The following is a 25,055-nucleotide window of genomic DNA, read 5'->3' as shown; positions in this document are numbered from 1 at the left end:
CCTCCAGTGTTGGGATGAGTGCATCTGACTTACGGGTTGGTCTCGGACGAGCGTCGGCGGGCGAGAGCGAAGCTTGTCAGCGTCGTGATCGCCATGGCGCCGATGCCGACCAGCGCCGCGGTGGTGTAGGCGCTGTCGTCGGGGAAGAGGTGGCCGGGGCCGGTGCCCGCGGCGAGGATCAGGCCGCCGATGGCGCTGCCCAGGGAGTACCCGACGCTGCGGACGACGTAGTTGAAGCTCATGGCGCTCGACGTCTCGCTCTTGGGGGTGACGGCCAGGATGACGCCGGGCATCGCGGCCGAGAAGCCGCCGACGCCGAAGCCGAGCACGCCCATCGCCGCGAACAGTTCGGCCAGGTCCGACCGGGCCGCCGCGAACAGGGCGAACCCGCCGCCGACCACGACGGCGCTGCCGGCCAGGAGCAGGGGGTCGGCGATCCGCGTCCGGACCCGCGGCGTGAGCTTGCCGGCGACGAACCCCAGCACCGAGAACGGGATGAGGACCAGCCCGGCGACGAAGGTCGTCAGCCCGAAGCCGTAGCCGGCGCCGTGCGGCGTCTGCGCGTACCGGGTGATGAGCGTGAGCAGGAGGTACATGCCGATCCCGCCGACGAACATGGCGAGGTTCGCCCCGGCGACCGCCGGGTGCCGCACCGCCCGCACATCGACCAGGGGCGTCGTGCTGCGCAGCTCGATGACGGCCCAGACGCAGAGCAGCACCACCGCGACGACGGCGAGGCCCGCCGCCACGGCGAGGTGCCGGCTCCACAGATTCCGTTCGCCGGCGAGGAACAGCACCAGGAGCAGCGCAGCGGCCAGGACGACCGCGCCTGCCACGTCCACGTGGGCGGAGCGGCCTTCGGGGGCTTCGGGCATGGAGCGCCACGCGGTCAGGAGGGCGGCGGCGGTGACGACCAGGCCGAGGCCGTAGGCGGCCCGAACCCCGCCGAGCTCGGCGAGCAGTGCGGCCAGCGGGTAGCCGACGCCGGCCCCGATGATCGAGACCACCGAGATCAGGGCGATCACGGCCGCGCTGCGCTCCTCGGGGAGGTGGTCCCGGGCCACGCCCATCATCAGCGCCGTCAGCCCGAGCCCGACGCCCTGGGCCGCCCTGCCGGCCAGCAGCCACGCGAACGGCAGCGGCAGCACGGTGAGCGCGCTGCCGGCGACGACGACCGCCAGCGTGGCGAGGATCGTGGCCCGCCGGTGCGGGCCGGCTCCGAGTCGGCCCAGGACCGGCGTGGCGACGGCGCCGCTGAGCAGCGCGACGGTCAGCGTCCACTGCGCGCTGCCGAGCGAGACGTGGAACGAGGTCGCCACGCTGGTGATGAGCGGCGTCCCGAGGCTGGCGACCGCCGCCACGACCAGAGCGATGAACATCAGGGCGGGGACCAGCAGCCGCGCCTCGGAACACGCCACCGGGAACGCCTTCACCGCGGCCCCGCCGACCGGCTGCCCGGTCACTGCTTCGGCCCTTCGCGGTCCTGGCTTTCGAGCTCTGCCAGATGCTTCAGCGCCGGAAGGGCCGCCACCAGCGCCTCGACCTCGTCGCCGGTGAGCTCGCCGATCAACCGCTCGAACGCGTGGACGCCCGCCTGGCGCCGCGTCCGGACATAGGAGGCGCCGGCCTCGGTCAGGCACACCAGCGTGACCCGCTTGTCGGACGCGTCGCCCCGCCGCTCGACCAGGCCGGACTCCTCCATCACCCGGACCAGGGCGGTCATCGCGGGCTGGGTGACGCCCTCGACCGCGGCCAGATCGGTGATGCGCCGCGGGCCGGTCCGGTCCAGGGTGGCCAGGGTGGCGGCGGACGTCAGGCTCATGTCCCGGGGCAGGCGTCTCGCGGCCCTGGTGGCCAGGCCGTAGAGGGCTGCCCCGATGGCGGCGGACGCGCCAGGAGCGATGTCTTGACGACTCACGCTCGAAGCATAGCATTTTTATATTCATAGTTTATGGAAATGGTCGACTGGCGCGGGCGGCACCGCCTGTTGCGGACCCGAGGCCATCGAGATCGACGACAACTTCGGCTCCACCCTGTACACCGAAGACGAGCGCGACACCCTGCCCGCTGAGGCCCTCGCCGCCTCCCTCGGCTGCGGCAACCCGACCGCGATGGCCGACCTCCACGAAGGCGAACGCGTCCTGGACCTCGGCTCCGGCGGCGGCATCGACGTACTGCTTTCCGCTCGCCGCGTCGGCCCCACCGGCAAGGCGTACGGGCTCGACATGACCGAGGAGTTGCTCGCCCTCGCGCTGGAGAATCAGCAGAAGGCCGGCGCTACCAACGTCGAGTTCCTCAAGGGCACCATCGAGGCCATCCCGCCGCCCGCGAACACCATCGACGTCGTCATCTCCAACTGCGTCATCAACCTGTCCACTGACAAGCCCGCCGTCTTCGCCGAGATGATCCGGGTCCTCAAACCCGGCGGCCGGATCGGAATCTCCGACGTCGTCGCCGACGACACCCTCACCCCCGATCAGCGTGCCGAGCGCGGCGACTACGTCGGCTGTATCGCCGGAGCCCTCTCCTTCGCCGAGTACCGCCAGGGCCTCGAAGCCGCCGGGTTCACCAACATCGAACTCAGCCCCACCCACGCGGTCGCCGACGGCATGCACTCCGCCGTCGTCCGCGCCACGAAGCCCACCACCAGCAACAAGGCTGAGGCGAGCACGGGCAGCGACTCCTGCTGCGGCGTTACCGCCTGCTGCACTCCCGCTGAACAGGCCGACGACCCGAACAGCACGGTCGCCGACGCCAAGAGCGCATCCGGCTGCAACTGCGGCTGACAGCACGCCGGTTCGACACCTCACCTCAGGGTGGCCTCCCGCAGCCCCTGAGAGCGACACGAACGCCCTCCTCAACGGGACATCGGATCCCGCGCTGATCCAACTCAAAGAGACGCGACCAGCGCGGGACACACCCACCGCGCGAACAACACGGGCATCGAAGGCATCGTCGCGAAACGCACCACCTCCCCGTACCGAGCGGGCCGCATCAGCGCATGGTTGAAGATCCGCCACGCGGACACGATCGAGGCAGCCGTGCTCGGATTCACCGGCACCGCCCGGCACTTGAAGGCCTTCGCCGTACGGCTTCCCGACGGACGCGTCGCGCTGTCCCGGCACCCGACCACGGCACTCGCCGCCGCCGTCGCCTCGCGCCTGGTCCCCCAGCCCGGGCGCGCGTTCACGAAGGCCGGCGACTCCTGCACGCCTGCCGGGGGCGATGTCGTGGTGGAGGTCGTGGCGGGCACGACCCGGCACACGGTGGTCACCGTGGTCCGTCTGCGCTGACCTGCGGCAGGCTTCGGCCGATGTCGCGGCCGGGCCGATGGACTGGCGCGGGTCCAGGTAGCAACGCAGCCGTACGCCGGGCTGGTCGACGTCCCGCGTCGTCCGCTGCGCCGTCGCCCTGCGGTCGGCGAGCAGTTGCCGGAAGGCGAGCGCGGTGGCGTCGTCGGCAGCCGCGACGTCGACCACGACCAGGCCCGGCCGGCATACGTGCATCTCGTTGATCGGGTCCATGTACGGGGCGTCGCCATGTCCGAAGTGGACATGCGGTGGGGGTAGTTGGCTTTGGAAGACGACGGAACGGGCGTTCGGGTTGCGTGGGGGTTGCAACTTTTTTCGTCAAACGTGCAACCATACGAGTCCTTTACATGTCCTTCACTCACGTGACACAAAACCCTGGGGGGACCATGAACCACCGCGCCCGCATCAGACTCTCTGCCGCCACCGCCATCGCGGCCTGCGCGCTCACCATCACCGCCTGCAACTCGGGCAGCACCGTGACCGACAAGCCCAAGGCCCAGGCCTCCACGCCCGCCAGCAAGGGCAGCGGGGAGAAGCCGGCCACGAAGAAGTCCGCGGCCCCGGAGGTCGCCAAGGTCGGTGACACCATCGCTCTCAAGGGCACCGACGACGGCAGCAAGCTCGACGTCACCGTCGTCAAGGTGGCCGACCCCGCCAAGGGTGCCGACGAGTTCACCACGCCCGGGTCCGGCAAGCGGTACGTCGGTATCCAGTTCCGGCTCGTCAACACCGGTAGCGTCGCCTACAACGACAGCCCCTCGAACGGTGCGCAGGTCAGTGACGCCGACGGGCAGCAGTTCGAGTCCGCGTTCGCTGACATCTCTGCCGGGCCGTCCATGTCCTCGGATGTGAAGCTCAAGCCCGGTGGCAAGGCCCTCGGTTGGATTGTGTTCGAGGTGCCGAAGGCGTCGAAGGTGTCGGTCGTGCAGTTCGGCATGGACTCTGGGTTCGCCGAGCAGACCGGGGAATGGAAGCTGTCCTAACCGGCGCTCGCCCGGCCGTACCCGTGACGGCCGGGCGTCAGTACTACACCTGTAGTTGCATTTCGCGCGATCTCGCCTCACCGCGGGCGGCATATCAGGCATACCCGGAAACGATCACGCAGGCCGAGCCATGACGCCCCCTCAACGCCAGGTGTTCCAGGGGGACCCATGCGCCGCGCCACCGCCGCCATCCTGCTCATCGCACTCGCCCCGTTCACCGCCTGCTCAGGCAGCAGCGAGTCCGCCGCCTGGTGGTCCGCAACGGGCACCACCGGAACCGGACCGTGGTCACCGCAGCCGGACCGGTCGAGGTCAGGGCCCCGCGCGTGAACGACCGGCGCGTCGACGACACCAGCGGCGAGCACAAGCGGTTCTCCTCGAAGATCTTGCCGCCGTGGTGCCGCAAGTCCCCGAAGGTCTCCGAGGTGCTGCCCCCGCTCTACCTGCACAGTCTGTCCTCCGGCGACTTCGTGCCCGCGCTGGAGCAGTTCCTCGGCGGCACGGCCGGCCTGTCACCTGCCACGGTGACCTGGTTGACCAGTCAGCGGCAGGACGACCACGCCGCCTTCCAGGACCGCGACCTGTCGCAGACCGACACGTCTACGTGTGGGCCGACGGTGTCCACCCCAAGGTCCGGCTCGGCCAGGCCCACTCCTGTGTCCTGGTTCTGCTCGGCGTCCGCCTGGACGGCACCAAGGAGCTGGTCGCCCTGGCCGAGGGACTGCGCGAGTCCACCGAGTCGTGGGCCGACCTGCTGCGCGACTGCCGCCGCCCCGGCATGCGCGCCCCCGAGCTGGTCGTCGGCGACGGCGCCATGGGACTGTGGAACGCGCTCGCCGAGGTCTTCCCTGTCGCCCGTCACCAGTTCTGCTGGGTCCACAAGGCCCGCACCATCACGAACGCCCTACCGAAGTCCGCGCAGCCGGGCGCGACGAAGGAGATGCAGGAGATCTACAACGCCGAGGACCGCACCTACGCCTAGAAGGCGATCGAGGCGATCGCGCGCACCTACGGCACCAAGTGGCCCAAGGACGTCGCGAAGAACACCGACGACGCCGAGAAACTGCTCGCGTTCTACGACTTCCCCGCCGAGCACTGGATCCACCTGAGGACCACAAACCCCATCGAGTCCACGTTCTCGACGGTCAAGCTCCGCACCAAGGTCACCCGCGGCGCGGGCGGCCCAGCCGTGGCCCTAGCGATGGTGTTCAAGCTGGTGGAGTCCGCGCAGGCCCGCTGGCGGGCGATCACCGGAGCACACCTGGTGCCCCCTGGTCCGGGCCAGCACCAGGTCTGAGAATGGGGTCCTGGTCGAGCGCCAGGAGCGGACCGCCTGAGCGGGAGGATGAGGTCCAGAATCGGGCCTGTCTCCCCTCACTGCCGGTGAGCTGTCCAGCCGCTATGTCTCGACCGTTCCTCTCCATCCCATGACCGGAACAAAGGTGTTCAGACATGGTTCCTCGGATAGGCGACGAAGTGATCGTCTCCTGTGAGCCGGCGACCGCTCGGGTGGTCGAGGCAGATCGCTACATCACTCTGGAATGGCCGTGGGGAACGATCGACAATTCCTCTGATTTCCGATGGAACGGGCAAGTCGCCCTCCCGTACGGTGATTCCCATCAGGAATGGAGCCCATATCGTCTCGAAAAGGCAGGTTCCGCGCTCCGCGTTGGAGGCTTTTGCACCGTGTCGATCCCGCCGACCCGACTCTACGTGGGGCACTACGAGGAGAAGGACTGAGCGATGGGAGACACTGGCAGGAAGGCCATCTGCGACGGCCCTCTCCCAGCACATTTCCATGGGCTGCTACGGCGGCCATGAGATGTCGAACCGCTCGCCACCCACATGGGTGGCGGCATAGCACCAGGAACAGGACCAGATCTCCTCCTCCCACACAGTCGGCAGCACCGGCCATCGCCACATCACCCGCTCACACACATCGCGTTCCACGGGCGGACCCTCGCACGCCTCTGCGCGCGGCCCCAACCCGCTGATGTCACGGGACTTCCCAAACACCCCCGCTGGGACAAAACGCCCAGTCACGGGTCAGTCATCTTGTCTTTGGGGACGCTTCGCGGGCGTGAAAACATCGGCTGGGGCCCCGGCTGGCCCTGGTTGTTCCTCCGGGCGAATCCAGGTTTGGGCGATTTCCGCGACCCAGATGGCCGCTGCCTCGGGAGCGGGTGGGGGTGCGCCGACGACGACGAGTTCGGTGACGCCTGCCGCACCGAGTACGGGGAGGTGCTCCGGGGTGCCGTCGCTCAGCGCGACGGCGACTGTGAGTTCGTCAAAAGCGCGACCGCGGCGGGCGCACTCGTCGGCGAGAACGGCGATGTGTGCCGGGACGTCGGCCACCGGGACGTTGAAGCCGTACCAGCCATCGGCGAGCGTGACCGCGCGGCGCAGGGCGGCGTCGCTGTTGCCGCCGACCACGACCGGGAGCCGGCCGCCGCGCAGCGGCTTCGGGTTGACCCGGATCGCGTCGAAGCGGGTGAACTCCCCCGCGAAGGAGGCCGGATCCTCGGCCCAGAGGGTGCGCATCGCGGCGAGGTACTCTTCGGTCCGCCGCCCGCGACTGGCGAAGGGGACTCCGAGCGCTGCGAACTCCTCGGCCGACCAGCCGACCCCGACCCCGAGGCTGAACCGCCCGGCTGAGAGCACATCGAGTGTGGCCGCCTGTTTGGCGACCACGATCGGATTGTGCTCAGGCAACAGGAGCACGCCGGTGGCGAGCTCGATCCGGCTGGTGACCGCCGCCGCGAAGGTCAGGGCAAGCAGCGGGTCCAGCCAGTCCGCGTCCGCGGGCACGGCGATCCGGCCGTCCACGGAGTAGGGGTAGCGGGAGGCGGACGCATCCACCAGCACCACGTGCTCGCCGCACCAGAGCCTCGCGAAGCCGTGCGTCTCCGCGGCTGCGGCCACCGCACGGATCACCTCGGGACGGGCACCGTCACCGATACCGAGCGCGTGCAATCCCAATCGCATTCTCCACCTCCGGGCGTCACCCTAAGCGCGCAACGCGGACGCGCTCGGGTGACGTGGCGCGCCGCGCGCGGAGGCGGCGGGGCCTGTCGTCCGTACGAGTGAGACCACTGCTCCCGTGCCTGCGCTGTGATGCTTGCCCCGAGCGGGGACGCAGTGCGGGCGCGAAGACATGTGAGGCTGGTGCCCGCCCGGTGGACTCCGGTCGTCTCTTGGGATCTTGAGCCCGTAGGTCAGTCTGGTGCGGGGGCTGTTGAGGGGCCACGCACCTTTGCTGCGAGCATGCCGGTCAGATTCTCGTCTCCCCTCGGCCCCTGCGGGCAGCCACCGCTTCGCGGTTCCGGTTCGGGAGTTGGGAGACGGATGGTGGCGGACGAGGCCGACGGTACGAGCGCCGAAGAGGAGCCTGCAGAGGCGGTGGAGCGGGCGCGGCGACCGACTGCGCAAAGGCGTCGGGAATGGTGTGCGTGCGGGTCCCGCACGACGACGGTTCATGCCGCCGGGTGCAACGGGTCTTCCACTCCGCGGCGACCTCGGGAGCGATCCTGGACCTGGCCGACCATCTGCGCTGAGCAACGGCGCGGCCTACTGCCGGCCCGGCTGGTCGTCTATATCGTCCTGGCCCTGTGCCTGTTCGCCCGGGAGTCGTACGAGGAGGCGCTGCGTGTGCTTACCAGCGGCATCCCGGGCAGCCAGGCCTTGACGAGGGCGAACCGATCGTCGTTGTGCCGAGCGCGCTCCGCCTGGGCGAAGAGGTTCTGGAGAGCCTGTTCAGGCAGGTGGCCGGACCGCTCGCCACGCCAGAACTCCTGAAGCGTGGCGGCGAGGGCTGCTGCCGCTCTCCCTGGACTGCACTCAGTTCGAGCTTCCGGACTCAGTGGGCAACGGCGACACGTTCGACGGACTGTCCACCGGCGGCATTCCCTTCGGTTTCCCACAGGTGAGGACGGTGGTGCTCGCCGAAATCAGATCCCACGGAGTCGTGGATGCCCGCCGCGGCGGCTACCGCGACGGCGAACGCAGCCTCGCCTACCCGCTGGCCAGCTCCACAGGCCCGGCGACTTGGGGCCATCGCCGACCGCGGCTTCTGGTCGGTCGAGTTCGCCCACGCCTTCACCCTGACCGGTGCGGACCTGCTGGTCAGAGTCCAGTCCAGCCACCTCGGCACCGCCCGTGAAGAACTGCCGGACGGTTCCTGCCTGTCGATGATGCGACCGGGCAGGAAGGTCCGGCTCCAGGCAAGAGGGAGAGGCCGAACCATGCCCAAGCAAACGATCTAACGCGTCATCACCTTGCTGAAGGACGACACGGTCGGCTACCTGGGCACGACACTGCTGGACCCGGAGCAATACCCGACGGCCGAGCTGGTCGAGCTCTACCGGGAACGCTGGGAGATCGAGCCGGCCTTCGACGAGATCAAGAACCACCTCGACCACGGTGGTCGGATCAGATCGCGCATACCTGAGGGTGTCCGGCAAAAGCTCTGGGCCCAACTCGCCGTCCACCACGCGATCCGCTCGTTCGCTCACGCAGCAGCCTTCGCCGACCCAGCCCTGGACGTCGAACCTATCTCCTACTTGAGGTGAGTCCGTATCATCCGCCGAAGCGTTCCCGCCCAGATCGGCGCCGCCACCGCCAAGCTCACCCGCTCCCTCACCGATGCCGGCCAAAAGGCACGCAGCCGCCTGCTCTCGGCCCAGTGCAACCGGAAGCGCCCCCGAGCGATCAAGAAGCCCAATCGATGGCCGGTGCTTCGGAGCCGCGCCGGACTGGACACCGTCGAGCCCGGTCGCTGGATCCCGAACCATACGAAGAAGACGAAGAGCGGTCGGAGGGCCGGAAGACCCGTGCTCAACGAGCGTGAGTAGCCGGGATATAGGGAATTGCGGTTGGACAACTGGTCAGGCCACCGGGCGGGTCCGACCGCCAGTCTGCTCCCGAAGTGCGGCTTCCAGCCGGTCGCGAGCCTCGGTCTGGGCGGCGATTCGTTCGTTGAGGACCGCCAGCCGTTCCAGCGCGACCCGCAAGCCCCTGTCCGAGGGCGGTGCTGCAGCCACATCGCCGTCCAGGCACGACAGGAACACGCGCACGTCGTCCAGGGTGAGCCCGGCGGACAGCAGATAACGGATGTTGCGGACCCGCACCACCGCCCGCTCCGCGTAGATGCGGTAGCCGTTGGACGCCCGTTCGGAGGAGATCAGCCCGGCCTGCTCGTAGTGCCGCAGCGCACGAGCGGTCGTCCCAGTTGCCCTGGCCAGCTCACCGATCCGCACCCGTTCCACCTCTCGGACCACTCCTATCACGCCACGACTGCTCCGCCGTCGACTGGGAGTACAACTCCGGTGACGAACGACGCAGCCGGCGCGGCAAGCTGGGTGATCGCCCAGGCCACCTCCTCGGGGCGGCCGATCCGGCCCAGCGGAGTGTGCGCCAGCTGCCACTTGCGCACTGCGGCCATCCGCTCCGGCGTCAAGCCCTGGTGTTCGCCAATGGGGGTGCCGATCGCGCCGGGGGCGACCGCCACCACCCGGACGCCGCGGGGTGCCAGCTCAACCGCCCAACTGCGAGTCAGCAGTTCCAAGGCAGTCTTGGTCGCCGCGTAGACCGAGCTGCCGGGCCAACCCCGCTGCCCCACCGACGTACTGACATTGACGATCACTCCGCCCGACGTCTCCAGGAACGGCAGCGCAGCCTGAGCCAGCAGAATTGGAGCGACGAGGTTCGTGGCAAGCTGATCCGTGATCAGCTCCGGGACCAGGGTGCCGAGTGCACTGCTGTGCACGATGCCGGCGTTGTTGACCAGCACGTCCAATCGACCATGTGCCTCCAAGACGGCCTGGACGATCCGCTCGGGCTCCCCCTCGGCAGTGATGTCGGCGGGCAGCGGCACGATCCGGTCGTGCCCGGCCGCCGTCTCCTTCAGTGGTTCGCTTCGCCGTCCGATCGCGACCACGTGAGCGCCCTCGGCCGCGAAGGCACGGGCAGTTGCCCGGCCGATGCCAGTGCCGGCTCGGGTGACGACGACGATCCTGCTGCTCTGCGGTGCAGTGTTGTTCATGCCGGTCATCGTGCAACCCTGCCGCCGGCGGCAAGGTCAACGTCTCATCGGGGAGGAAACGAATTTTCTGCACCCCAGCCACTTGTCCACTCAAGCCGATCACGACCCCTCGCCGACCTAGAGCAACTGCATTGGCCGGCGAAGGCCCCTGCTACCACGCTGCTCAACCACCCATCTGCAGTCGCGACTGCCTGTCAGCCCGGCGTTCTTCGAGCGTCGTAGTCAACCGTCCGGCTTCGGTAACGTGCACTTGGCAGCACCCCACCGGAGGCTTTCGGTGCTCACATCTACTTCCCTGCATGAGCAGCACCCGTGGATGGCCTGGGCCATGCAAATGCTGCGCTGCAACAAGCACCAGGAACAGCACGGCCATTACTGACGCTGTTGCCGTGATGTCGTCAAGGTGAGGCTGGTTTCGGCGAGGCACCCGTCGATGAGGTTGCTGCGGTACTGGATCTGGCGGAGACCGTGCCGAAGCGCGCTCATGAGGTGGTCAGGGTCGGTGAAGGCGGTGTTGGCCTGGCTGCTGCGTCGCAGCAGTGACCAGACGCCCTCGACGGGGTTGAGGTCGGGTGCACAGGCCGGCAGGAAGTAGCAGATGATCCAGTCGCGGGCGTTGATGAACTCCCGCAGTCGGCGGTCTTTGTGCACGTTCAGGTTGTCCCACACGAGCACGATCGGTGCGCCGAGTTGCTGGTGGGCGGCGATGAGCAGATCGCGGCAGTCGGTCCAGACGAAACTGCGTCTGCCGCCCCGCTCGTGAGCGACGTGCCGCTTGGACCGGTGGATCAGGCGTGAGCGTTCGCCCTGCTTGTAGCAGGCCAGAGCGGCGATGGAGAAACGGCGCTGGGAACGTCCCCGCACCCGGATGACAGGTGTGTGTCCGCGCCTGGCCCAGGTGCGGACGGTGGGCGGCGTCATCGAGAACCCGGCCTCGTCTTCGAAGCACAGCCAGGCCCCGAGTGCCGCCACGGCGTTTCCACCTGGGGCCAGGCCTCCTTCACCCAGCCGGTGACGGCTTCCTCGTCGCGCTCCACCGCGCGGCGGGCGGGGACCTGGTGGCTGAAGCCATGCCGGTGCAGCATCTGCGCGATGGCCGACAGTGTCATGCCCTTGTGGAACCGGCTCCCGATCAGCGTCCTGATCCGCGCCAGTGTCCAGGTCTGGTCCGGCCAGCCGTGCGCCACCGGCCCCTTGGCCAACTCCTGCTCGAGCACCTCGAACAGGGCCTCACTCAGCCTGGGTCTGGACGCCGGCCCTTGGGACTCCAAAGCTGACGTTCCGCCGTTCTCCCATGCCTGGCGCCATCGTTGTACCGACCGGACGCTGACACGTAACTGCCTGGCTACTGCGGCATTGTCGTGTCCCAGGGTGAATAACTCGGCCGCCTGCATCCGGATGTACTCGCGAAACGCACGCCGCTCCGCGGTCAGCCCACCCCCTTGCGGATACCTCATGTGACCGGCCTACTGCGAAAACCACCGCCTGCCAGCCCCCGCGACATCACGCCAGCAAAGTCAGTAAGCAGCCTGAGTGGTGGCGGCCATCGCGCCGTGGAACTTCCCCCTGATGCTGGAGACCTGGAAGATCGCGCCCGCCCTGGCGTGGGGCAACGCCGTGGTGCTCAAGCCCGCCGAGGACACCCCGGCCTCCGCGACGATCCTCGCGAGACTGGCCCTGGAGGCCGGGATGCCGCCGGGCGTGTTCAACGTCGTCCACGGGTACGGTCCCGACTCCGCGGGCCAAGCGCTCACCGAGAACCCGTCCGTGGACCGCATCACCTTCACCGGCGAGTCCGGCACCAGTCGGAGCATCGCGGCCGCCGGGGCACGAACCTCACCCCGGTGAGTCTGGAGCTGGGCGACAAGGACGCGAACGTGGTGTTCGCCGATGCAGACCTCGACACCGCCGTCGAGTGGTCCGTCAAGGCCGTCTTCACCAACGCCGGCCAGGTCTGCCTCGCCGGCTCCCGGATCTACGTACAGCGTCCCGTCTACGACAAGTACCTGCGCCGGTTCACGGCGGCGGCCGACGTGCTGGTGATCGGAGACCCGAAGCAGACGTCGACCGATATCGGCCCGCTGGCCTCGCAGGAGCACCACCAGAAGGTGCGCGGATACGTCGACAGCGTGGAAGCCGACGGCGGCACCGTCGTCACCGGCGGACCGGGCGCGGGCTGGATCGTCGGGCCGACCGTCGTCACCGGCCTCGGCCAGCACTCCCGGCACGCCCGGGAGGAGATCTTCGGGCCGCTCGTGGTGCTCATCCCGTTCGACACCGAGGAGGAGGTCGTCGGGCTGGCCAACGACAGCCGCTACGGGCTGAACGCGATGCTCTTCACCGAGAACCTGCACCGCGCGCACCGGGTCTCCGCCGCGCTGCGCGCCGGAACCGTCTGGGTGAACTGCTTCTTCATCCGCGACCTGCGCGCGCCCTTCGGCGGGGTCGGCGACTCCGGCATCGGGCGCGAGGGCGGGAACTTCAGCCGCGAGTTCCTCACCGAGCTCAAGGCCGTCGTGATGCAGATCCGGCCCGAGAGCCGACCCGTTCCGCGCGGGTAGCTCGTTCAGATCTCCGGCAGGAATGGATACCTGGGCTCCAGGCCCCTCCCTGTGTGCCCGTGACGAATTCGCCACCCGAGCCGCACATCGCATGTGTCCCACTCCCCCGGGCGCCGAGGCACGGGCTGCCGGTGGAATCCGAGAACCGGCGGCAGCCGAAACCCATGTCCGGGGTCTCCCCTGCCGCCGATGCGCCGCAGGTCTACCCGAACATCGCGACGCTGCTCGCGTTCCAGCAGCAACTCGTCGACGGCGGCGACGCCTCCGTCGTCGGCACGTCCGGAGTGGGACCGATTCTGGCGCTGAGGCCGACCCGGCACCGATCCACAGAAACGAGGAGCGACAGCACATGAGCTCGATCGAGATCCGTGTCGGCAATGAGCCGACGACCACGATCATCAAACGGTTTACCGTCGACCCCGATGACCAGGACGAACCCGTCCGGATCGAGGTCGACGGCATGCCGAGGATCGCGAGCCGGATGCCGGGGTTCGTGCGCGGTAGCATCCACCGCAGCCTCGACGGGACCAGCGTCGTGAACTACGTCCACTGGGCAGACGGCGACGCCTGGCGGCGCGCCCACGAGCTGAGGGCCCAGGACCCGGAGTGCCGCAAGCACATGGAGGCGGTCCGGCACATCGCCACGGCCGAGCCGCATTCGTACGAGGTCGTGGCGGTCGTGGACGGGGACACGGCTTGAGCGAAGCGCTGTTCACCGGAGCATCGCGCGGCATCGCGCGGCATCGGCCACGCGATCGCGCTGCGCAAAACGACGCCTGCGATCTGGGCCGAGTTCGCCAGGGCCTGCCTCGATCGCCTGGTGGTGATACACCAGTACTCGTACTTCTCCATCACTTTTCGTGGGGACGAGACTGTGCTGGTCCGCGTACGCAGCGCGTCTTGACCGGTCGGGTGACGACGCGCTCCTGTACCGCAGCGGCCGGACGCGCTCCGGTCAGCGGGTGGCGATGAGCTCGAGTGTGTCGATCACGCGGTTGGAGAAGCCCCACTCGTTGTCGTACCAGGCGACCACCTTCACGTGCCGGCCGTCGACACGGGTGAGGGCCGAGTCGAAGATCGACGAGGCCGGATTGCCCGTGATGTCGGAGGACACGAGCGGGAAGTCCGAGTATTCGAGGATGCCGGCGAGCGGCCCGTCCGCCGCGGCGCGGTACGCGGTCAGCACGTCGTCGCGCGTCACGTCACGAGTGACGGTCGTGTTGAGCTCGACAATCGATCCCACCGGAACGGGCACCCGGATCGAGTCGCCCGACAGCTTGCCGGCCAGGTTCGGCAGCACGAGGCCGATCGCCTTGGCGGCGCCCGTCGTGGTCGGCACGATGTTGACGGCGGCAGCTCGGGCGCGACGGGCGTCGCGGTGCGGACCATCCAGCAGGTTCTGCTCCTGCGTGTAGGCGTGCACCGTCGTCATGAAGCCGTGCTCAATTCCGGCGAGCTCGTCGAGCACCGCGGCCAGCGGTGCGAGCGCGTTGGTGGTGCACGAGGCGTTCGAGACGATCGTGTGCACGGTCGGGTCGTACGTGTCGCTGTTGACCCCGAACGCCAGCGTGACATCAGCACCGTCCGACGGCGCGCTGACCAGCACCTTCTTCGCACCCGCATCGAGGTGGGCGCGGGCAGCCTCGGCCGACGTGAAGCGGCCGGTCGCTTCGAGGACAATGTCGACACCGAGTTCGGCCCACGGCAGCTTCGCCGGTTCACGCTCGGCGAGCACCGTGATGCGACGGCCGTCGACAACGAGGGCGTCCCCGTCGACGGTCACCGGGCGCCCGAGCCGGCCGGCCGTCGTGTCGTAGGCGAGCAGTCGCGCGAGGGTAGCGGGCTCCGTGAGGTCGTTGACGGCCACGACCTCGAGGGTGCTGTCGCGTTCGAGCAGTGCGCGCAGTACGTTGCGTCCGATGCGGCCGAATCCGTTGATGGCGATGCGAGTCATAAGTGCTGTCCCTTCGGTTCGCCACCAAGATTCGCTCGCGGCACCCACTGGTGACAGTGGCGGGATCGCCACGGTTCAAAAGGATCGCGCCAGGTGCGCCGGTGGCGGGGCTACTCGCCCTGGGTGAAGGTGCGCCGGTACTCGCTCGGCGTGGTGCCGAGGATGCGCTGGAAGTGCAGCCGCAGGTTCGCACCGGTGCCGAGACCGACGTCGGCGGCGATCTGCTCGACGCTGCGCTGCGAACGCTCGAGCAGCTCGCGGGCCATGTCGATGCGGGCTCGCATGACCCACTGCATCGGCGTGTACCCGGTCTCCGCCACGAAGCGCCGCGAGAACGTGCGCGGCGAGACCGCTGCCTGCCGCGCCAGTACCTCGAGGGTGAGGGGCTGATCGAGCCGGTGCAGCGCCCACTCGCGGGTGTCGGCGAACCGCTCACCGAGCGGCTCAGGCACGCTGCGCGGCACATACTGCGCCTGACCGCCACTGCGGTAGGGGGCTGCGACCAATCGCCGGGCCGCGTGGTTCGATGCGGCCACCCCGAGGTCGCCGCGCAGAATGTGCAGGCACAGGTCGATGCCCGAGGCGGCGCCGGCCGATGTCAGCACGCTGCCCTCGTCGACGAACAGAACGTTCTCGTCGACCTCAACGAGCGGATGCCTCGCCACCAGCGCCCGTGTGTAGTGCCAGTGCGTCGTGGCACGCCTGCCGTCGAGCAGGCCCGTCGCGGCGAGCGCGAAGGCGCCCGTCGAGATGGCGGCGAGCCGCGCACCCCGTTCGTGGGCAGCGATCAGCGCGTCGACGACGGCCTGCGGCGGATCGTCACGGTCCGGGAACCGATAGCCGGGGATGAAGACGATGTCGGCCCACGCGAGTGCGTCAAGGCCATGGGCGACGTGGTACGAGAGGCCGTCGCCACCGGTCACGAGACCAGGCGCCGCGCCGCACAGCCGCACCTCGTACGGCATGCTCGCGCGCGTTGTGAACACCTGCGCGGGGATTCCGACATCGAGCGGCTTCGCACCCTCGAGCACAAGAACGGCGACGCGATGCAGGCGGGAGGCTGACACGGAGACAGGGTACGCAGGGATGCGGGCCTGCGGGCCTGCGGGCCTGCGGGCCTGCGGGCCTGCGGGCCCATCAGGGTCAGGGCATCGGCAGCGTCGCTCCCTGCCGGCGGGCGACCGCCCCGCCGCACCGCACCGCACTCCGACTTGCCCGACCCCTCTCCGCCCCTCAGCAACCGCATGCGCGCTGCGCGACTGTCCGGCCGACAACCGGGACCGGCAAGGTCTTGTCGTTCGAACCGCTGACGCCGAAGCGGCACGAGGTGTTGGTCCGGAAGACCGAAGCGCCCGCGTCGAAGGAGAAAAAGCGTTGCGCGTTGTCGACGCTCGCGTTGTTCGAGATCGCCCCTCTTTTCGCTGACGGCGGCGTTGTGGACGGCATCAGCTCTTGTCGGCGGCCTGGCGGGCCACAGGCGGAAAGGCGGCACGATCAGGCCGTGCACAGGGCTTCGGCTCGCTCTTGCAGGGCTTCGAGCAGGGTACGCACCGGTGGTGTGGATGGTGTGCCGGGTGCCGTATAGACACCGATGTATCTCTTCGCGGTGGGGGTGACGGTCAGAGCGCGGGTGTCGTCTCGGTCTTCGATGGCGAGAGAGGGGATGAAGGCGACGCCGACGCCTGCCGCGACGAGTGCCTGCATGAATCGGAAGTCGCTGGAGCGGCAGACCACTTTGGGCGTGAGGCCGCGCGTGGAGGCAAGCGCATCGACTGCGTTCCCTGGCAGGTCGCATCCATGGATCCACGGTTCATCGGCTACGTCTTCGAGACGTGCCGCGGAACGGGAGGCGAGTGCGTGGCCGGCGGGCAAGACCAGGCGCAGCTCGTCCTTCAGGAGCCGGCGGTAGGTGCAGCGGCCTGCGGCGTCTTCCCAGTCCGGTGGTGGTTGTCTGCTGTGGAAGTGGTAGACGAGGGCCACATCGGCGCGGCCGTCGCGCAGTGCGGCCAGTGCCTGGTCGGGCTCGGCTTCGATCACCGTTGTGTCGACGTGGGGGCCGTTTCGGCCGTCCAGCGCGGCAAGTGCGGGCGCGAGCAAGAGCGCGCCCGCACTGGGGAAGGTGGCGACGGTCACCGAGGGCGGGCCCTGGTCCCGCAGCTGGGCGAGTGCTCTCTCCGCCCGGTGCATTTCACCGTGGATGGCGTCAGCGGTGCGCAGGAGGGTTTGGCCTGCCACGGTGAGCGTGACGCCGCGGGTGCTGCGATCGAAGAGCCGCATCCGGGCGGCGCGTTCGAGGGCGGCCATCTGCTGGGAGACCGCTGACGGGGTCAGGCGCAGGGCATGTGCCGCCTGGGCGAAGCTCCCGCGATGGGCAACCTCGCGGAACAGGGCGAGCCGCTGCGCCTCAATCATCAGTTCCCCTTACCGCCTGGTTAGCAATACCCTACTTCTGCTTACGACTCGGGGCTGCCAGCCTGGCTGCATGATGTTCGATGCGCGAGAGCGTTCCGGGGCCGCTCTGGCTCTTGGGGCGGTGTGTCTCATCGGCGGGTCCGTCGCCGCCGCCAGCCGGCTTCACGGCTTTCCGCTCATCGGCGGGCAGGCCGTGCGCTACGCAGTGGCGACCGTGTTCCTGCTGGTCTGGGCCCGCAGACGCAAGCACACATTCGTCCGCCCGACCCGGGTCCAGATGGTGTGGATCTTCCTTCTGGCCGCGATGGGAATGGCCGGGTACGGCATCGTGCTCGTCTACGCCACCTCGATGACGTCACCGGGCAATGTCGGCGTCGCCCTGGGCGCCGCGCCCCTGATCATCGTCCTGGTCCAGTCGATACTCGCCCGTACGCGCCCGTCCCGGAGTCTGATGGGCGGGTCCCTGTGCGTGGCCTGCGGTTCCGCCGTGGCGCAGTTGTCCACCAGCGGCGCAGTGCAGTGGAGCGTGCAGGGACTCGTGTGGTCGTGCCTGGCCCTGACCGGAGTATGCGCGATCACGCTGCTCGGTGCGCCGCCCACGAAAGAGCTCGGATCGCTGACCGTCACCACCTACGCGTGCGGACTCACGTCGGGCATGCTCTTTCTCATCGCCCTGATCCTGCAAGCGGTCACCGGGACGCCCGTACTGCGGCGTCCGACCGCCGTCGAGTTCTCAGCGCTGGCCTTCCTCGCCCTTGGCGTGACCACCGTCGTCTTCCTGATGTGGTACGGAGCCGTCGAGCGGCTCGACGCCAGCCGGACCGGGCTCTTCAACGGGCTCGTCCCCCTCGTCTCCCTCCTCGCTCTGTCCGTGACCGGCACAGGCTCTGCCGCCATCAACCAGATCGCGGGAGCCACGCTGGTCCTCTTCGGCGTCGCCCTAGGACTCGTGGTGAAGAAACGCGACACCACAACCCCCGGGGCCTGCGCAGCCGAGCAGGTGACTGACAGGAGCCCGAGAGGTTGATGCGGACACGGCCAGGGGTGACCTGGCTGAAGCTCCACCGGGCCGGGACGTCACCGGCGACTGCTGCCGCCCGGCGCCAGCAAGCTCCCATCCCCGGGGATCGGTCTGCGGGGGCGGCTTGAAGCAACAGCGGACATACCTTGGCGTCGAACGCGACTCGAACCAGGCCAGCGCTTTCGCAGTTCAGCGGACGTGAAGGCGGCCTTCGTCTGATCCTGTGGTCCGTCACAGAGGCAGAAGAACCAGCGCGAAGGCCGTGGTCGTGAGTTTGAGGTACCAAGGCGCCCTGCGGGATGCGTTCGCGGAAGTGTCACGCTTCCGGGCGGAGTTGTACGCGTGTCTGACCGCACGGGTCGACGCGCTGTTCGAATTATCCGAAGCGCTGTTGCGCACGGACGGGCCGGTGCGGACGCTGGTCGACCTGGCACTCGCGCCGGAACACCGCCGCGGCCGCGGCCGCCTCAACGACGGACAGATCGACATCGCCCAGCTGTGTCGCACGCTTGCCGGGATGCCGTTGCCGAGGACGGCGGACGGCGGACGGCGGACGGCGGACGGCGGACGGCGGACGGCGGACGGCGGACGATCGCATCCTGCTGGTCACGGCCCACTGGCGTACGAACTTGACACTGCGCCAGCTCGCCCCGTTGTTCGGCATCTCAAAGTCCACCGCGGACCGAATAGTCGACCACCTCCGTCCGCTGCTCGTACTGCAGCCCCGCAAGCGATTCCGCAAGGACACTGGGCTCATCAGATGGACCCTGATCACGTTGATGACCCGGCGGCTGACCAAGCCCGTCAGGAATCGATCCACCTCCCCGCCGCCGACGGCGCAGCCGGCCTTCCGGCCGGTGAGAATCCGGACCGGAATCGGCGGTATCCGTCTGGCCCCGGAACCGCTGCGCTGAGCGTGGAGCACGTGGACCTGCCTGACTCCTCAAGCCAAGCTGAGTACCTGCTCAGCTACGACGTGACCTGTCCGCATGCAGGGCCCGGCGGAGCGCCTTCAACGGGTACGGGGTCTCCCTGTCCTCTTCCTGGATCTTGACGTAGAAGTCCGTCATCACTGCGGCGAGCGGTGCATGGCGGGAGAGGATCGCCCTGGCCTCTTCCGGTCCGTCCGGTGGGTCCTCCCCTTCCGCACATGCGCGAATAAGTACCTCGCGTTCTTTCCGCTCGTATCCATATAGATTCGTGATCAGCCAGTTCACCAGCCAGCTGCGCGTATAACAGCGATCGTAGGTCCGGTGCAGTTCGAAGAAGCTGGTCTCGGACGGTGAGAGATCGAATTGGGAGGAGAGGGCGAGGCCGTAGTCGGCGAAGTAAAGGCGTCGGCCGTCGGTCAGGATGTTCTGAAAATGAGCGTCGAAGTGCAGAAGTCCGCGAGCATTCATGAAGGACGTGCCGGCCTCCAACTCGCCCTCCACCAGGGAACAAGCCCGGTCAGCGGACTCTTCATCGGTCTGTACCTGCTCGGTGAGCCACTCGTGGAGCGTGTGAGGGATGTACTCCAGGAACAGCGCCAAACTCGCAGAGGACTGCTGAAGGGCCTCGATACGACGGCGTACCTCCGGCCCGCCTCCCCAATAGGCCACGGCCCGCTCCACGTCCGCGAGTTCCATGGGAAGCGCGGACGCCGAGTCTGGCAGCACGCGCCAGTGGTACATCATCGGGAACCCTGGGTACTGCCCTCCGAGCACCCAGTTCGTCGTCATGGTGTGAATGGCGAGCTCCCGCCACGCCCCGAAACCAGCAGGCCCACCGGCGACGCCGTACTGGCAGAAGGTGGGAAGCCCGAACAGGTTTGCCGTGGACCGTACATGCTCCGGCAGCAGATCCACATCCGTGAGCGGCACACGCTTCACGAAGACGGGCTTCCCGTCAACCTTCAGCAGCGCAGACCTCCCGCCGATGCCGGAACCAAGTGGTACGGCGGCGTCCACGAGCTCGCCCAGTCGGCGATCACTTCGCAGGGCGAGGAACGTGGAGACACTGCTGTAGGCAGCCAAGCGCGCGTCTGCCGGCATGTCGGGATACTCGACCGCTACCTGCATCGGAATGCCGACCTCGTCTCCACCATGCCCACGAGTGTCCAACAGCTGCCTCTGCACTGTAGATGAAGGTCGATGAGGAGATCAGCGGAGTCGACGGGCTGGGCAAGCTGCCACGGTCCAGCATCCGAACCCGCGCGCCTACCCCCTCCCTGACAGAGCCGCAGCCTCGAATTTCATGGCCTACCTCCGGCGCCGCCGGGCCACCGGATCAACATTCCTGACCCAATGCCCGCTGAAGTCGTCGGTACGGCCCGGCACGGGACGGCCCCGCATCCCGTTCTCCGCGCACAGCTTCCTTGCACCGAGGGCCATGGATGGGAGACCGGGGCCCAGATCCGCGTGGGTTCAGGGAAACCGAAGGTCCTTCAGCGCGAACCCACGGGTCCACCGGTGTGCGTCAGGCCGATGCATCCGTGGGTTCGGGTGAAACACGAGGTTGCTGAGCGGTCCGAAGGGCTTCGGCGTAGCGTCGGCCTCAGGTCATGACGGCCGCCCGCCGGACTGCCAGTTATGCACCTCAATGTCGGCGTACTGGTCCAGGGTCAGGATGGCACGTGCCGTCTCCGGGTCCGGCGCCCGGACCAGCACCGCCGTGCCCAGCCAGGTGACGCCGTCGTCGGACAGCAGCGGCCCGTAGGCGATCAGGTCGTCCCGGGCGGGCGGCACCACAAGGTCGGCGGCCTGCCCCGAACCGAGGCCGAGCACCAGGTACCGGTTGCCACCGGTCCGGCCACCAGGGAAGTCCCACATCGTGCGCCCCAGCATGTTGCGCCACCGTCGCAGCAACACGTCGCGATACACACCGGCCTGGTAGTTCGGCTCGTTGAAAGCGAACGCGCGGGCGGCAGCGGGATCGGGCAGGTCGACGATGTGCACGCTGCCGGTGGGTGTGTCGCCGTCATCGGTGAGGGTCGGCCCCCGGGCGATCATCTCTTTCGCGTACCGATCCATATATGACCAATGGTCTTCCAGTAGCTCGTCGCGCAGCGGTAGGGATCCGGGCCGGTCGCGGTGGTAGCAGAGAAACTCCATGCCCAAAGGATCTCTTCAAGGAGGTGACCAGGTCGAGCGGGTTTCACTTCGATGGCTGCTCGGCAGCCTCATCCAGAAGCACGCGAGCCGACTCCCCTTAGCGGATGGCGGTCTTCTCGTCGACGCCGAAGTCGAGGTGGAGCAGGTCGGGGCCATGGGTGAGCCTCTCTTCGAGCTGGCGCTCGGCGCGGAGCCTTTCAAGGGTGAAGGTGAGGTTGCGGGTAGCGACGAATCCACCGTGCCCACCCACGCCAGGTCTCGTACGCCCCGCTGTGCCGGCCGCCCGAACCCTTCGGCAAGCGCGTCCACCGCAAGGCCAAGCGGCTCGCGAAGGAACAGGCCTGTCGCGCCAAAGAGTGGCGGGACCTACTCGCGCCGGCTTCCCGGGGAGGGGAGCAGTACCGATGACCGTCAATCTCAGTCCGGAGCGTCATTTCCCGGTCATTGTTCCCGCACTCTCCTCACCAGCACCAGCCTCCGCACAGACCGCATGATCGCGTCGCGAGGTGCCGATCACACGTGCACCCCTTCGAGATCGTCCGAATCTTCGAAAAGGTAGGCGGGCATGACCCTGGACTGGTTCCATCTGCAGCACGCCTATGGATCCGCGTCCGAACGAGCCCGGTTACGTCCAGGCGCGCTACCCGGCTGCGATCAACGAACTGCACCATCTGACGCAGAACCACGTGATGGCAAGGCTCTTCGAGGGCGATGAAGACGACTTTCGGTACTGGCTGGAGCATCTCCTGGCTTTCGAGGGGGTGCCCATATGGAGGCGCAACCCGCGTCGCGATGAGTACCCCATGGTGTGCACCTCCTGCGCACTGAGCTTGGAGATCGACCTCTCCTACAAGCTCCCAGGCACCCCCCGTCGGGACCCGAACGCGCGCTTTCTGATTGTCGGCCGCGAGGGACCCGTACTCACCGGGATCACCCCGGCCGCCCCGAGAACCTGTCGCTGCTGGCGTCTCGGCTTCACGGTCTGGCCGTCAGGGCCGAGCAGCCAGCGGCCGCAGACCATCTGACCCATCTGTTCGGCCGCACGACGTGTCCGGACTGTACTTCAGCCTTCTCGGTTCCGGACCAGATCGCGGCCTTCCGGGCATAGCAGTTTGTGGGCCATCTGGACCGGACCTCTTGAGGCGTCTCCAGCAGATCAGACTGGAAGCCAACGAGACGATGGCGTCGTGGAGTTCGGTGCCGGGTTCCCAGCGGTCGGCCAGGCGCTTGAGCTGGTGGAGCAGGGCAAAGGTCTGCTCCACGACGCAGCACAGGAAAAATGGTTCTCCCCTCAGCGGCGCATGACGATGCAACGGATACCTCCCGGCTCAAGGTCGTACCAACTGCCCCGCTCAAAATGACCGGTGACGACGGCAAGATCCTGGGCGGTCACAGCGATGCTACGGCGGTCGGCCGACTGCCGCTCAGCCATGGGTGTAGTGATCACCCAGACTCCCCCCGGGGTGAGCAAGCGGTGCACCCGCTGAGCGATCGCGGTCTTGTCCGTCATGAACGCCAGGACCAAACGCATCGTGATCAAGTCAAACGAGGCGGTGGGCAGAGCGCCTGTCACGGCCTCGTCGTCCTCGAAATCCAGACAGAGGGCGGTGAGTCGGGGTTCGAGGCCGCTGTAACGGTCGCGGACCGCAGCGACGGAGAACTGCGCCCAATCGACGGCCAGGGTCGTGTACCCCAGACCAGCCAGGCCGGCCGCGTAGCCACCCAGGCCGCATCCCACGTCCAACGCCTGCTGTCCGACAGTGGGGAGAACGTGGTCGGCCAGGCGGCGCAGCTCCTTGTCGTCAGCGCGGTGGAAGCCGCAGCCCGCGGCGAAGAGTTCTTCCCAATGGGTCACCGGGATCGGCGGGGTGCCACCTGGCGGCGCGCTGGTGTGGGTTGGGGTATGGCTGGTGGTCATGCGGCGCCCCCGATGTTGGTCACGTACTCGTACTACCCCACTCCGAGCCGAGACCCACGGTCTGGTCGATCCCTGCCGCGTCCACCGCTTGGTCGTCGCCGTGAGCACGCCTGCACGACGGAGTCTCAGTGACGGGGGTCCCGCCTCACGTGCAGAGCTGCTGCGGGACCGCCCCTGACATGCCCTATCCCAGCCGCTGGCTCGTCACTCGTCGTGACTGCGTCCCTCGGGGCGGCCGCGGCCGCCCCTCCCGTACGCCTGAGGCCCCGGCTGCCGGTGGGGATCGTGTTCTGGCGGCGCTGCTGGTGATCCCACCCGGCGCGCCACCAGGCCAGCCGGAGCTCGGAGTCCTGGGGGAAGGCGGATTGGACGCCATCGGAGTTTGAGTGGCGTGGGTCGCCGTCCGCGGCCGCGCCATCGCGCTGGACCGGTGTTGCCGCCCCCGCCTGCCCGGCGGGATGCCTGCCCGGCGGGATGCGGCCTCTGCGCGACGGAAGTGCGACGGGTGGGGCGTGCCGTCGGGCATCGAATGGTCCGGTGCCGGATCCGGCTGCGTCTGGACGGACGTCAGGGCAGGGTCAGGATGCGGGGGCCCTGGTCGGTGATGGCGACGGTGTGCTCGATGTGGGCGGCCCGGCTGCCGTCGGTGGTACGCAGGGTCCAGCCGTCGATATCGGTGCGGTAGATGTTCTGCCCGCCGGCCATGAGCATGGGTTCGATGGCGAGGACCAGGCCGTGGCGGAGGGGGAAGCCGCGGCCGGGGCGACCACGGTTGGGGACGTGAGGGTCTTCGTGCATGCGGCGACCGATGCCGTGGCCGCCGAAGTCGGCGGGCATGCCGCAGGCCGCCTTGCGGGCGACAGTGTCGATGGCGTGGGAGATGTCGCCGATGCGATTGCCCACCTGCGCGGCGGCAATGCCGGCGTCGAGGGCTTGCTGGGTGGCGTCGATCAGATCGAGGTCGCCGGGGCGTGGCGTTCCGACCGTGAAGGTGATGGCCGCGTCGCCCGCCCAGCCGTCGAGCTGGGCGCCGCAGTCGATGCTCACCAAGTCGCCGTCCCGCAGCCGGTAGCCGGTGGGGATGCCGTGCGACACGGCGTCGTTGACGGACGTGCAGATCACGGCCGGGAAAGCGACCGGGGCGAAGGAAGGCCGGTATCCGAGGAACGGGGAGCCGGCTCCGGCCTCGGCCAGAACCGACCGAGCCGCTTCGTCCAGTTCCTGCAGGGACACCCCCACGCCGGCTGCACCTCGGACTGCGGCCAGGGCGCGGGCCACCACACGTCCGGCTTCCCGCATCGCGTCCAATGCGGCATCGGTCTTGATCTCCACCATGTGTTTGACTCCCCGCGGCACGTCGACCCAATACTTATACCGGTATTAGTATCACGGTCGCGGCGAGGACTCCTCTGACACCGCGGGAACGGGAACGCGGCGAGCGGTTCGGCACGCTGCTGCGTCGAGCGCGCGGCAGCCGCAGCATGGCGGGAAGTGGCGGCCGCGGCGGGGGCTTCCGCGGAGACCCTCCGCAAGATCGAACCCGGCCGGGCCCCGACACCCGCCTTCTTCACCGTCGCGGCCCCGACTCCCACCTCCTGCACCGTCGCGACCCTGGCCGCCGCGCTGCACGCGTCTCTGGACGAGTTGGCGGCCACGTGCGCGCATGACCCGGACTGGCAGGAACCGGCGCTCTCGGCTCGAGGTGTGGGCAGCCCCACACCCTGTTTCGCTCAACCAACCTTCGGTGGCACGAACTTGCGGCT

Annotated in this window: 25 protein-coding genes and 7 pseudogenes; 14 read left to right on the top strand and 18 right to left on the bottom strand. The window is 68.5% G+C overall.

From position 1 onward, the window contains the following. Positions 1-29: 29 nt before the first annotated feature. A complete protein-coding gene (locus ACFVWD_RS12155; RefSeq protein WP_389595491.1) occupies positions 30-1,463 on the bottom strand; it encodes an MFS transporter in 1,434 nt (477 codons plus the stop codon). After that, entirely contained in the window at positions 1,460-1,822 is a 363-nt protein-coding gene (locus ACFVWD_RS12150; protein WP_014173936.1) for a MarR family winged helix-turn-helix transcriptional regulator, read from the bottom strand. The genes ACFVWD_RS12155 and ACFVWD_RS12150 overlap by 4 nt, the downstream gene beginning before the upstream one ends. Positions 1,823-1,973: 151 nt before the next feature. Between ACFVWD_RS12150 and arsM the strand changes: the two are divergent. Continuing rightward, positions 1,974-2,786, top strand: a pseudogene (arsM, locus tag ACFVWD_RS12145) (arsenite methyltransferase); the annotation flags it as partial. A gap of 219 nt (positions 2,787-3,005) precedes the next feature. Then, positions 3,006-3,293, top strand: a complete 288-nt coding sequence (locus tag ACFVWD_RS12140; protein ID WP_389595659.1) for a hypothetical protein — start codon at positions 3,006-3,008, stop codon at positions 3,291-3,293. Between the two features lie 51 nt (positions 3,294-3,344). Here the strand turns inward: ACFVWD_RS12140 and ACFVWD_RS12135 are convergent. After that, a pseudogene (locus tag ACFVWD_RS12135) lies at positions 3,345-3,524 on the bottom strand (DUF6207 family protein); the annotation flags it as partial. A gap of 173 nt (positions 3,525-3,697) precedes the next feature. Between ACFVWD_RS12135 and ACFVWD_RS12130 the strand changes: the two are divergent. Both ACFVWD_RS12130 and ACFVWD_RS12125 read left to right on the top strand, forming a co-directional pair. Next, positions 3,698-4,294 (top strand): DUF4352 domain-containing protein, encoded by a 597-nt coding sequence (locus ACFVWD_RS12130; protein ID WP_389595489.1) that lies wholly within the window; start codon positions 3,698-3,700, stop codon positions 4,292-4,294. A 242-nt stretch (positions 4,295-4,536) separates the two neighbouring features. After that, positions 4,537-5,631 (top strand): annotated as a pseudogene (locus tag ACFVWD_RS12125) (IS256 family transposase); the annotation flags it as partial. Positions 5,632-6,340: 709 nt separating this feature from the next. Here ACFVWD_RS12125 and ACFVWD_RS12120 read toward each other — a convergent pair. Continuing rightward, positions 6,341-7,279, bottom strand: a complete 939-nt coding sequence (locus ACFVWD_RS12120) for an LLM class F420-dependent oxidoreductase (protein WP_389595487.1) — start codon at positions 7,277-7,279, stop codon at positions 6,341-6,343. Positions 7,280-7,837: 558 nt separating this feature from the next. Here ACFVWD_RS12120 and ACFVWD_RS12115 point away from each other — a divergent pair. Both ACFVWD_RS12115 and ACFVWD_RS12110 read left to right on the top strand, forming a co-directional pair. Beyond that, a complete protein-coding gene (locus ACFVWD_RS12115; RefSeq protein ID WP_389595652.1) occupies positions 7,838-8,089 on the top strand; it encodes a transposase domain-containing protein in 252 nt (83 codons plus the stop codon). 479 nt (positions 8,090-8,568) lie between these two features. After that, positions 8,569-8,862, top strand: coding sequence for a transposase (locus ACFVWD_RS12110; RefSeq protein WP_389595486.1), 294 nt, complete (start codon positions 8,569-8,571; stop codon positions 8,860-8,862). Between the two features lie 315 nt (positions 8,863-9,177). On the opposite strand, the gene ACFVWD_RS12105 is transcribed toward ACFVWD_RS12110, so the two are convergent. From ACFVWD_RS12105 to ACFVWD_RS12090, 4 genes are all read right to left on the bottom strand, one after another. Then, positions 9,178-9,549, bottom strand: a complete 372-nt coding sequence (locus tag ACFVWD_RS12105; protein WP_389595484.1) for a MerR family transcriptional regulator — start codon at positions 9,547-9,549, stop codon at positions 9,178-9,180. Positions 9,550-9,575: 26 nt separating this feature from the next. Beyond that, positions 9,576-10,343, bottom strand: a complete 768-nt coding sequence (locus tag ACFVWD_RS12100; protein WP_389595482.1) for an SDR family NAD(P)-dependent oxidoreductase — start codon at positions 10,341-10,343, stop codon at positions 9,576-9,578. Positions 10,344-10,706: 363 nt separating this feature from the next. Beyond that, positions 10,707-11,255, bottom strand: coding sequence for a transposase (locus tag ACFVWD_RS12095; protein ID WP_389595650.1), 549 nt, complete (start codon positions 11,253-11,255; stop codon positions 10,707-10,709). Continuing rightward, complete coding sequence (locus ACFVWD_RS12090) at positions 11,252-11,791, bottom strand: winged helix-turn-helix domain-containing protein (RefSeq protein ID WP_389595481.1); 540 nt, start codon at positions 11,789-11,791, stop codon at positions 11,252-11,254. Before ACFVWD_RS12090 ends, ACFVWD_RS12095 begins: the two co-directional genes overlap by 4 nt. 112 nt (positions 11,792-11,903) lie before the next feature. Between ACFVWD_RS12090 and ACFVWD_RS12085 the strand changes: the two are divergent. The 3 genes and pseudogenes from ACFVWD_RS12085 (at position 11,904) to ACFVWD_RS12075 (ending at position 13,595) form a co-directional block, all read left to right on the top strand. Beyond that, positions 11,904-12,895, top strand: a pseudogene (locus ACFVWD_RS12085) (aldehyde dehydrogenase family protein). A 164-nt stretch (positions 12,896-13,059) separates the two neighbouring features. Then, positions 13,060-13,248, top strand: coding sequence for a hypothetical protein (locus ACFVWD_RS12080; protein ID WP_389595479.1), 189 nt, complete (start codon positions 13,060-13,062; stop codon positions 13,246-13,248). Beyond that, a complete protein-coding gene (locus ACFVWD_RS12075) occupies positions 13,245-13,595 on the top strand; it encodes an antibiotic biosynthesis monooxygenase family protein (protein WP_389595477.1) in 351 nt (116 codons plus the stop codon). Before ACFVWD_RS12080 ends, ACFVWD_RS12075 begins: the two co-directional genes overlap by 4 nt. Positions 13,596-13,850: 255 nt before the next feature. Here the strand turns inward: ACFVWD_RS12075 and gap are convergent, their stop codons facing one another. The 4 genes from gap to ACFVWD_RS12055 all read right to left on the bottom strand — a co-directional run bounded on the left by gap (position 13,851) and on the right by ACFVWD_RS12055 (position 17,261). Next, entirely contained in the window at positions 13,851-14,849 is a 999-nt protein-coding gene (gene gap / locus ACFVWD_RS12070; RefSeq protein ID WP_389595476.1) for a type I glyceraldehyde-3-phosphate dehydrogenase, read from the bottom strand. A gap of 110 nt (positions 14,850-14,959) precedes the next feature. After that, on the bottom strand, positions 14,960-15,916 hold the full coding sequence (locus ACFVWD_RS12065) for a GlxA family transcriptional regulator (protein ID WP_389595474.1): 957 nt from the start codon (positions 15,914-15,916) through the stop codon (positions 14,960-14,962). Positions 15,917-16,082: 166 nt separating this feature from the next. Beyond that, positions 16,083-16,295 carry a hypothetical protein gene (locus tag ACFVWD_RS12060; protein ID WP_389595472.1) on the bottom strand — a complete coding sequence of 71 codons (213 nt, stop codon included), beginning with the start codon at positions 16,293-16,295 and terminating at the stop codon, positions 16,083-16,085. 48 nt (positions 16,296-16,343) lie between these two features. Then, positions 16,344-17,261, bottom strand: a complete 918-nt coding sequence (locus tag ACFVWD_RS12055) for a LysR family transcriptional regulator (protein ID WP_389595470.1) — start codon at positions 17,259-17,261, stop codon at positions 16,344-16,346. 70 nt (positions 17,262-17,331) lie between these two features. On the opposite strand from ACFVWD_RS12055, the gene ACFVWD_RS12050 reads away from it, so the two are divergent. Further along, complete coding sequence (locus tag ACFVWD_RS12050; RefSeq protein WP_389595468.1) at positions 17,332-18,288, top strand: DMT family transporter; 957 nt, start codon at positions 17,332-17,334, stop codon at positions 18,286-18,288. Between the two features lie 217 nt (positions 18,289-18,505). Next, positions 18,506-18,769: pseudogene (locus ACFVWD_RS12045) on the top strand (transposase); the annotation flags it as partial. Here the strand turns inward: ACFVWD_RS12045 and ACFVWD_RS12040 are convergent. Continuing rightward, on the bottom strand, positions 18,659-18,946 hold the full coding sequence (locus ACFVWD_RS12040) for a hypothetical protein (protein WP_389595657.1): 288 nt from the start codon (positions 18,944-18,946) through the stop codon (positions 18,659-18,661). The pseudogene ACFVWD_RS12045 and the gene ACFVWD_RS12040 sit on opposite strands and share 111 nt — an antisense overlap. Between ACFVWD_RS12040 and ACFVWD_RS12035 the strand changes: the two are divergent. Further along, positions 18,873-19,040: pseudogene (locus ACFVWD_RS12035) on the top strand (transposase family protein); the annotation flags it as partial. The gene ACFVWD_RS12040 and the pseudogene ACFVWD_RS12035 sit on opposite strands and share 74 nt — an antisense overlap. A gap of 207 nt (positions 19,041-19,247) precedes the next feature. Here ACFVWD_RS12035 and ACFVWD_RS12030 read toward each other — a convergent pair. From ACFVWD_RS12030 to ACFVWD_RS12020, 3 genes are all read right to left on the bottom strand, one after another. Then, positions 19,248-20,342: a protein kinase family protein gene (locus ACFVWD_RS12030; protein ID WP_389595466.1), complete on the bottom strand. Its 1,095-nt coding sequence runs from the start codon at positions 20,340-20,342 to the stop codon at positions 19,248-19,250. Between the two features lie 480 nt (positions 20,343-20,822). Then, positions 20,823-21,374 (bottom strand): YciI family protein, encoded by a 552-nt coding sequence (locus ACFVWD_RS12025; protein WP_389595648.1) that lies wholly within the window; start codon positions 21,372-21,374, stop codon positions 20,823-20,825. Between the two features lie 97 nt (positions 21,375-21,471). Continuing rightward, positions 21,472-21,624 (bottom strand): hypothetical protein, encoded by a 153-nt coding sequence (locus ACFVWD_RS12020; protein WP_389595464.1) that lies wholly within the window; start codon positions 21,622-21,624, stop codon positions 21,472-21,474. Positions 21,625-21,973: 349 nt separating this feature from the next. On the opposite strand from ACFVWD_RS12020, the gene ACFVWD_RS12015 reads away from it, so the two are divergent. Then, a complete protein-coding gene (locus ACFVWD_RS12015; RefSeq protein ID WP_389595463.1) occupies positions 21,974-22,399 on the top strand; it encodes a hypothetical protein in 426 nt (141 codons plus the stop codon). Between the two features lie 266 nt (positions 22,400-22,665). Here ACFVWD_RS12015 and ACFVWD_RS12010 read toward each other — a convergent pair whose 3' ends face one another. Together ACFVWD_RS12010 and map are read right to left on the bottom strand one after the other, a co-directional pair. Further along, complete coding sequence (locus ACFVWD_RS12010; protein ID WP_389595461.1) at positions 22,666-23,292, bottom strand: class I SAM-dependent methyltransferase; 627 nt, start codon at positions 23,290-23,292, stop codon at positions 22,666-22,668. A 567-nt stretch (positions 23,293-23,859) separates the two neighbouring features. Beyond that, positions 23,860-24,627: a type I methionyl aminopeptidase gene (map, locus tag ACFVWD_RS12005; protein WP_389595460.1), complete on the bottom strand. Its 768-nt coding sequence runs from the start codon at positions 24,625-24,627 to the stop codon at positions 23,860-23,862. 50 nt (positions 24,628-24,677) lie between these two features. Here map and ACFVWD_RS12000 point away from each other — a divergent pair. Continuing rightward, positions 24,678-24,963: pseudogene (locus ACFVWD_RS12000) on the top strand (hypothetical protein); the annotation flags it as partial. Between the last annotated feature and the right edge of the window lie 92 nt (positions 24,964-25,055).

Source organism: Streptomyces sp. NPDC058086 (assembly GCF_042885015.1).
GTDB lineage: Bacteria > Actinomycetota > Actinomycetes > Streptomycetales > Streptomycetaceae > Streptomyces.
Note: the sequence above shows the minus strand (reverse complement) of the source record. Positions and strands in the feature narration are given on the sequence as shown.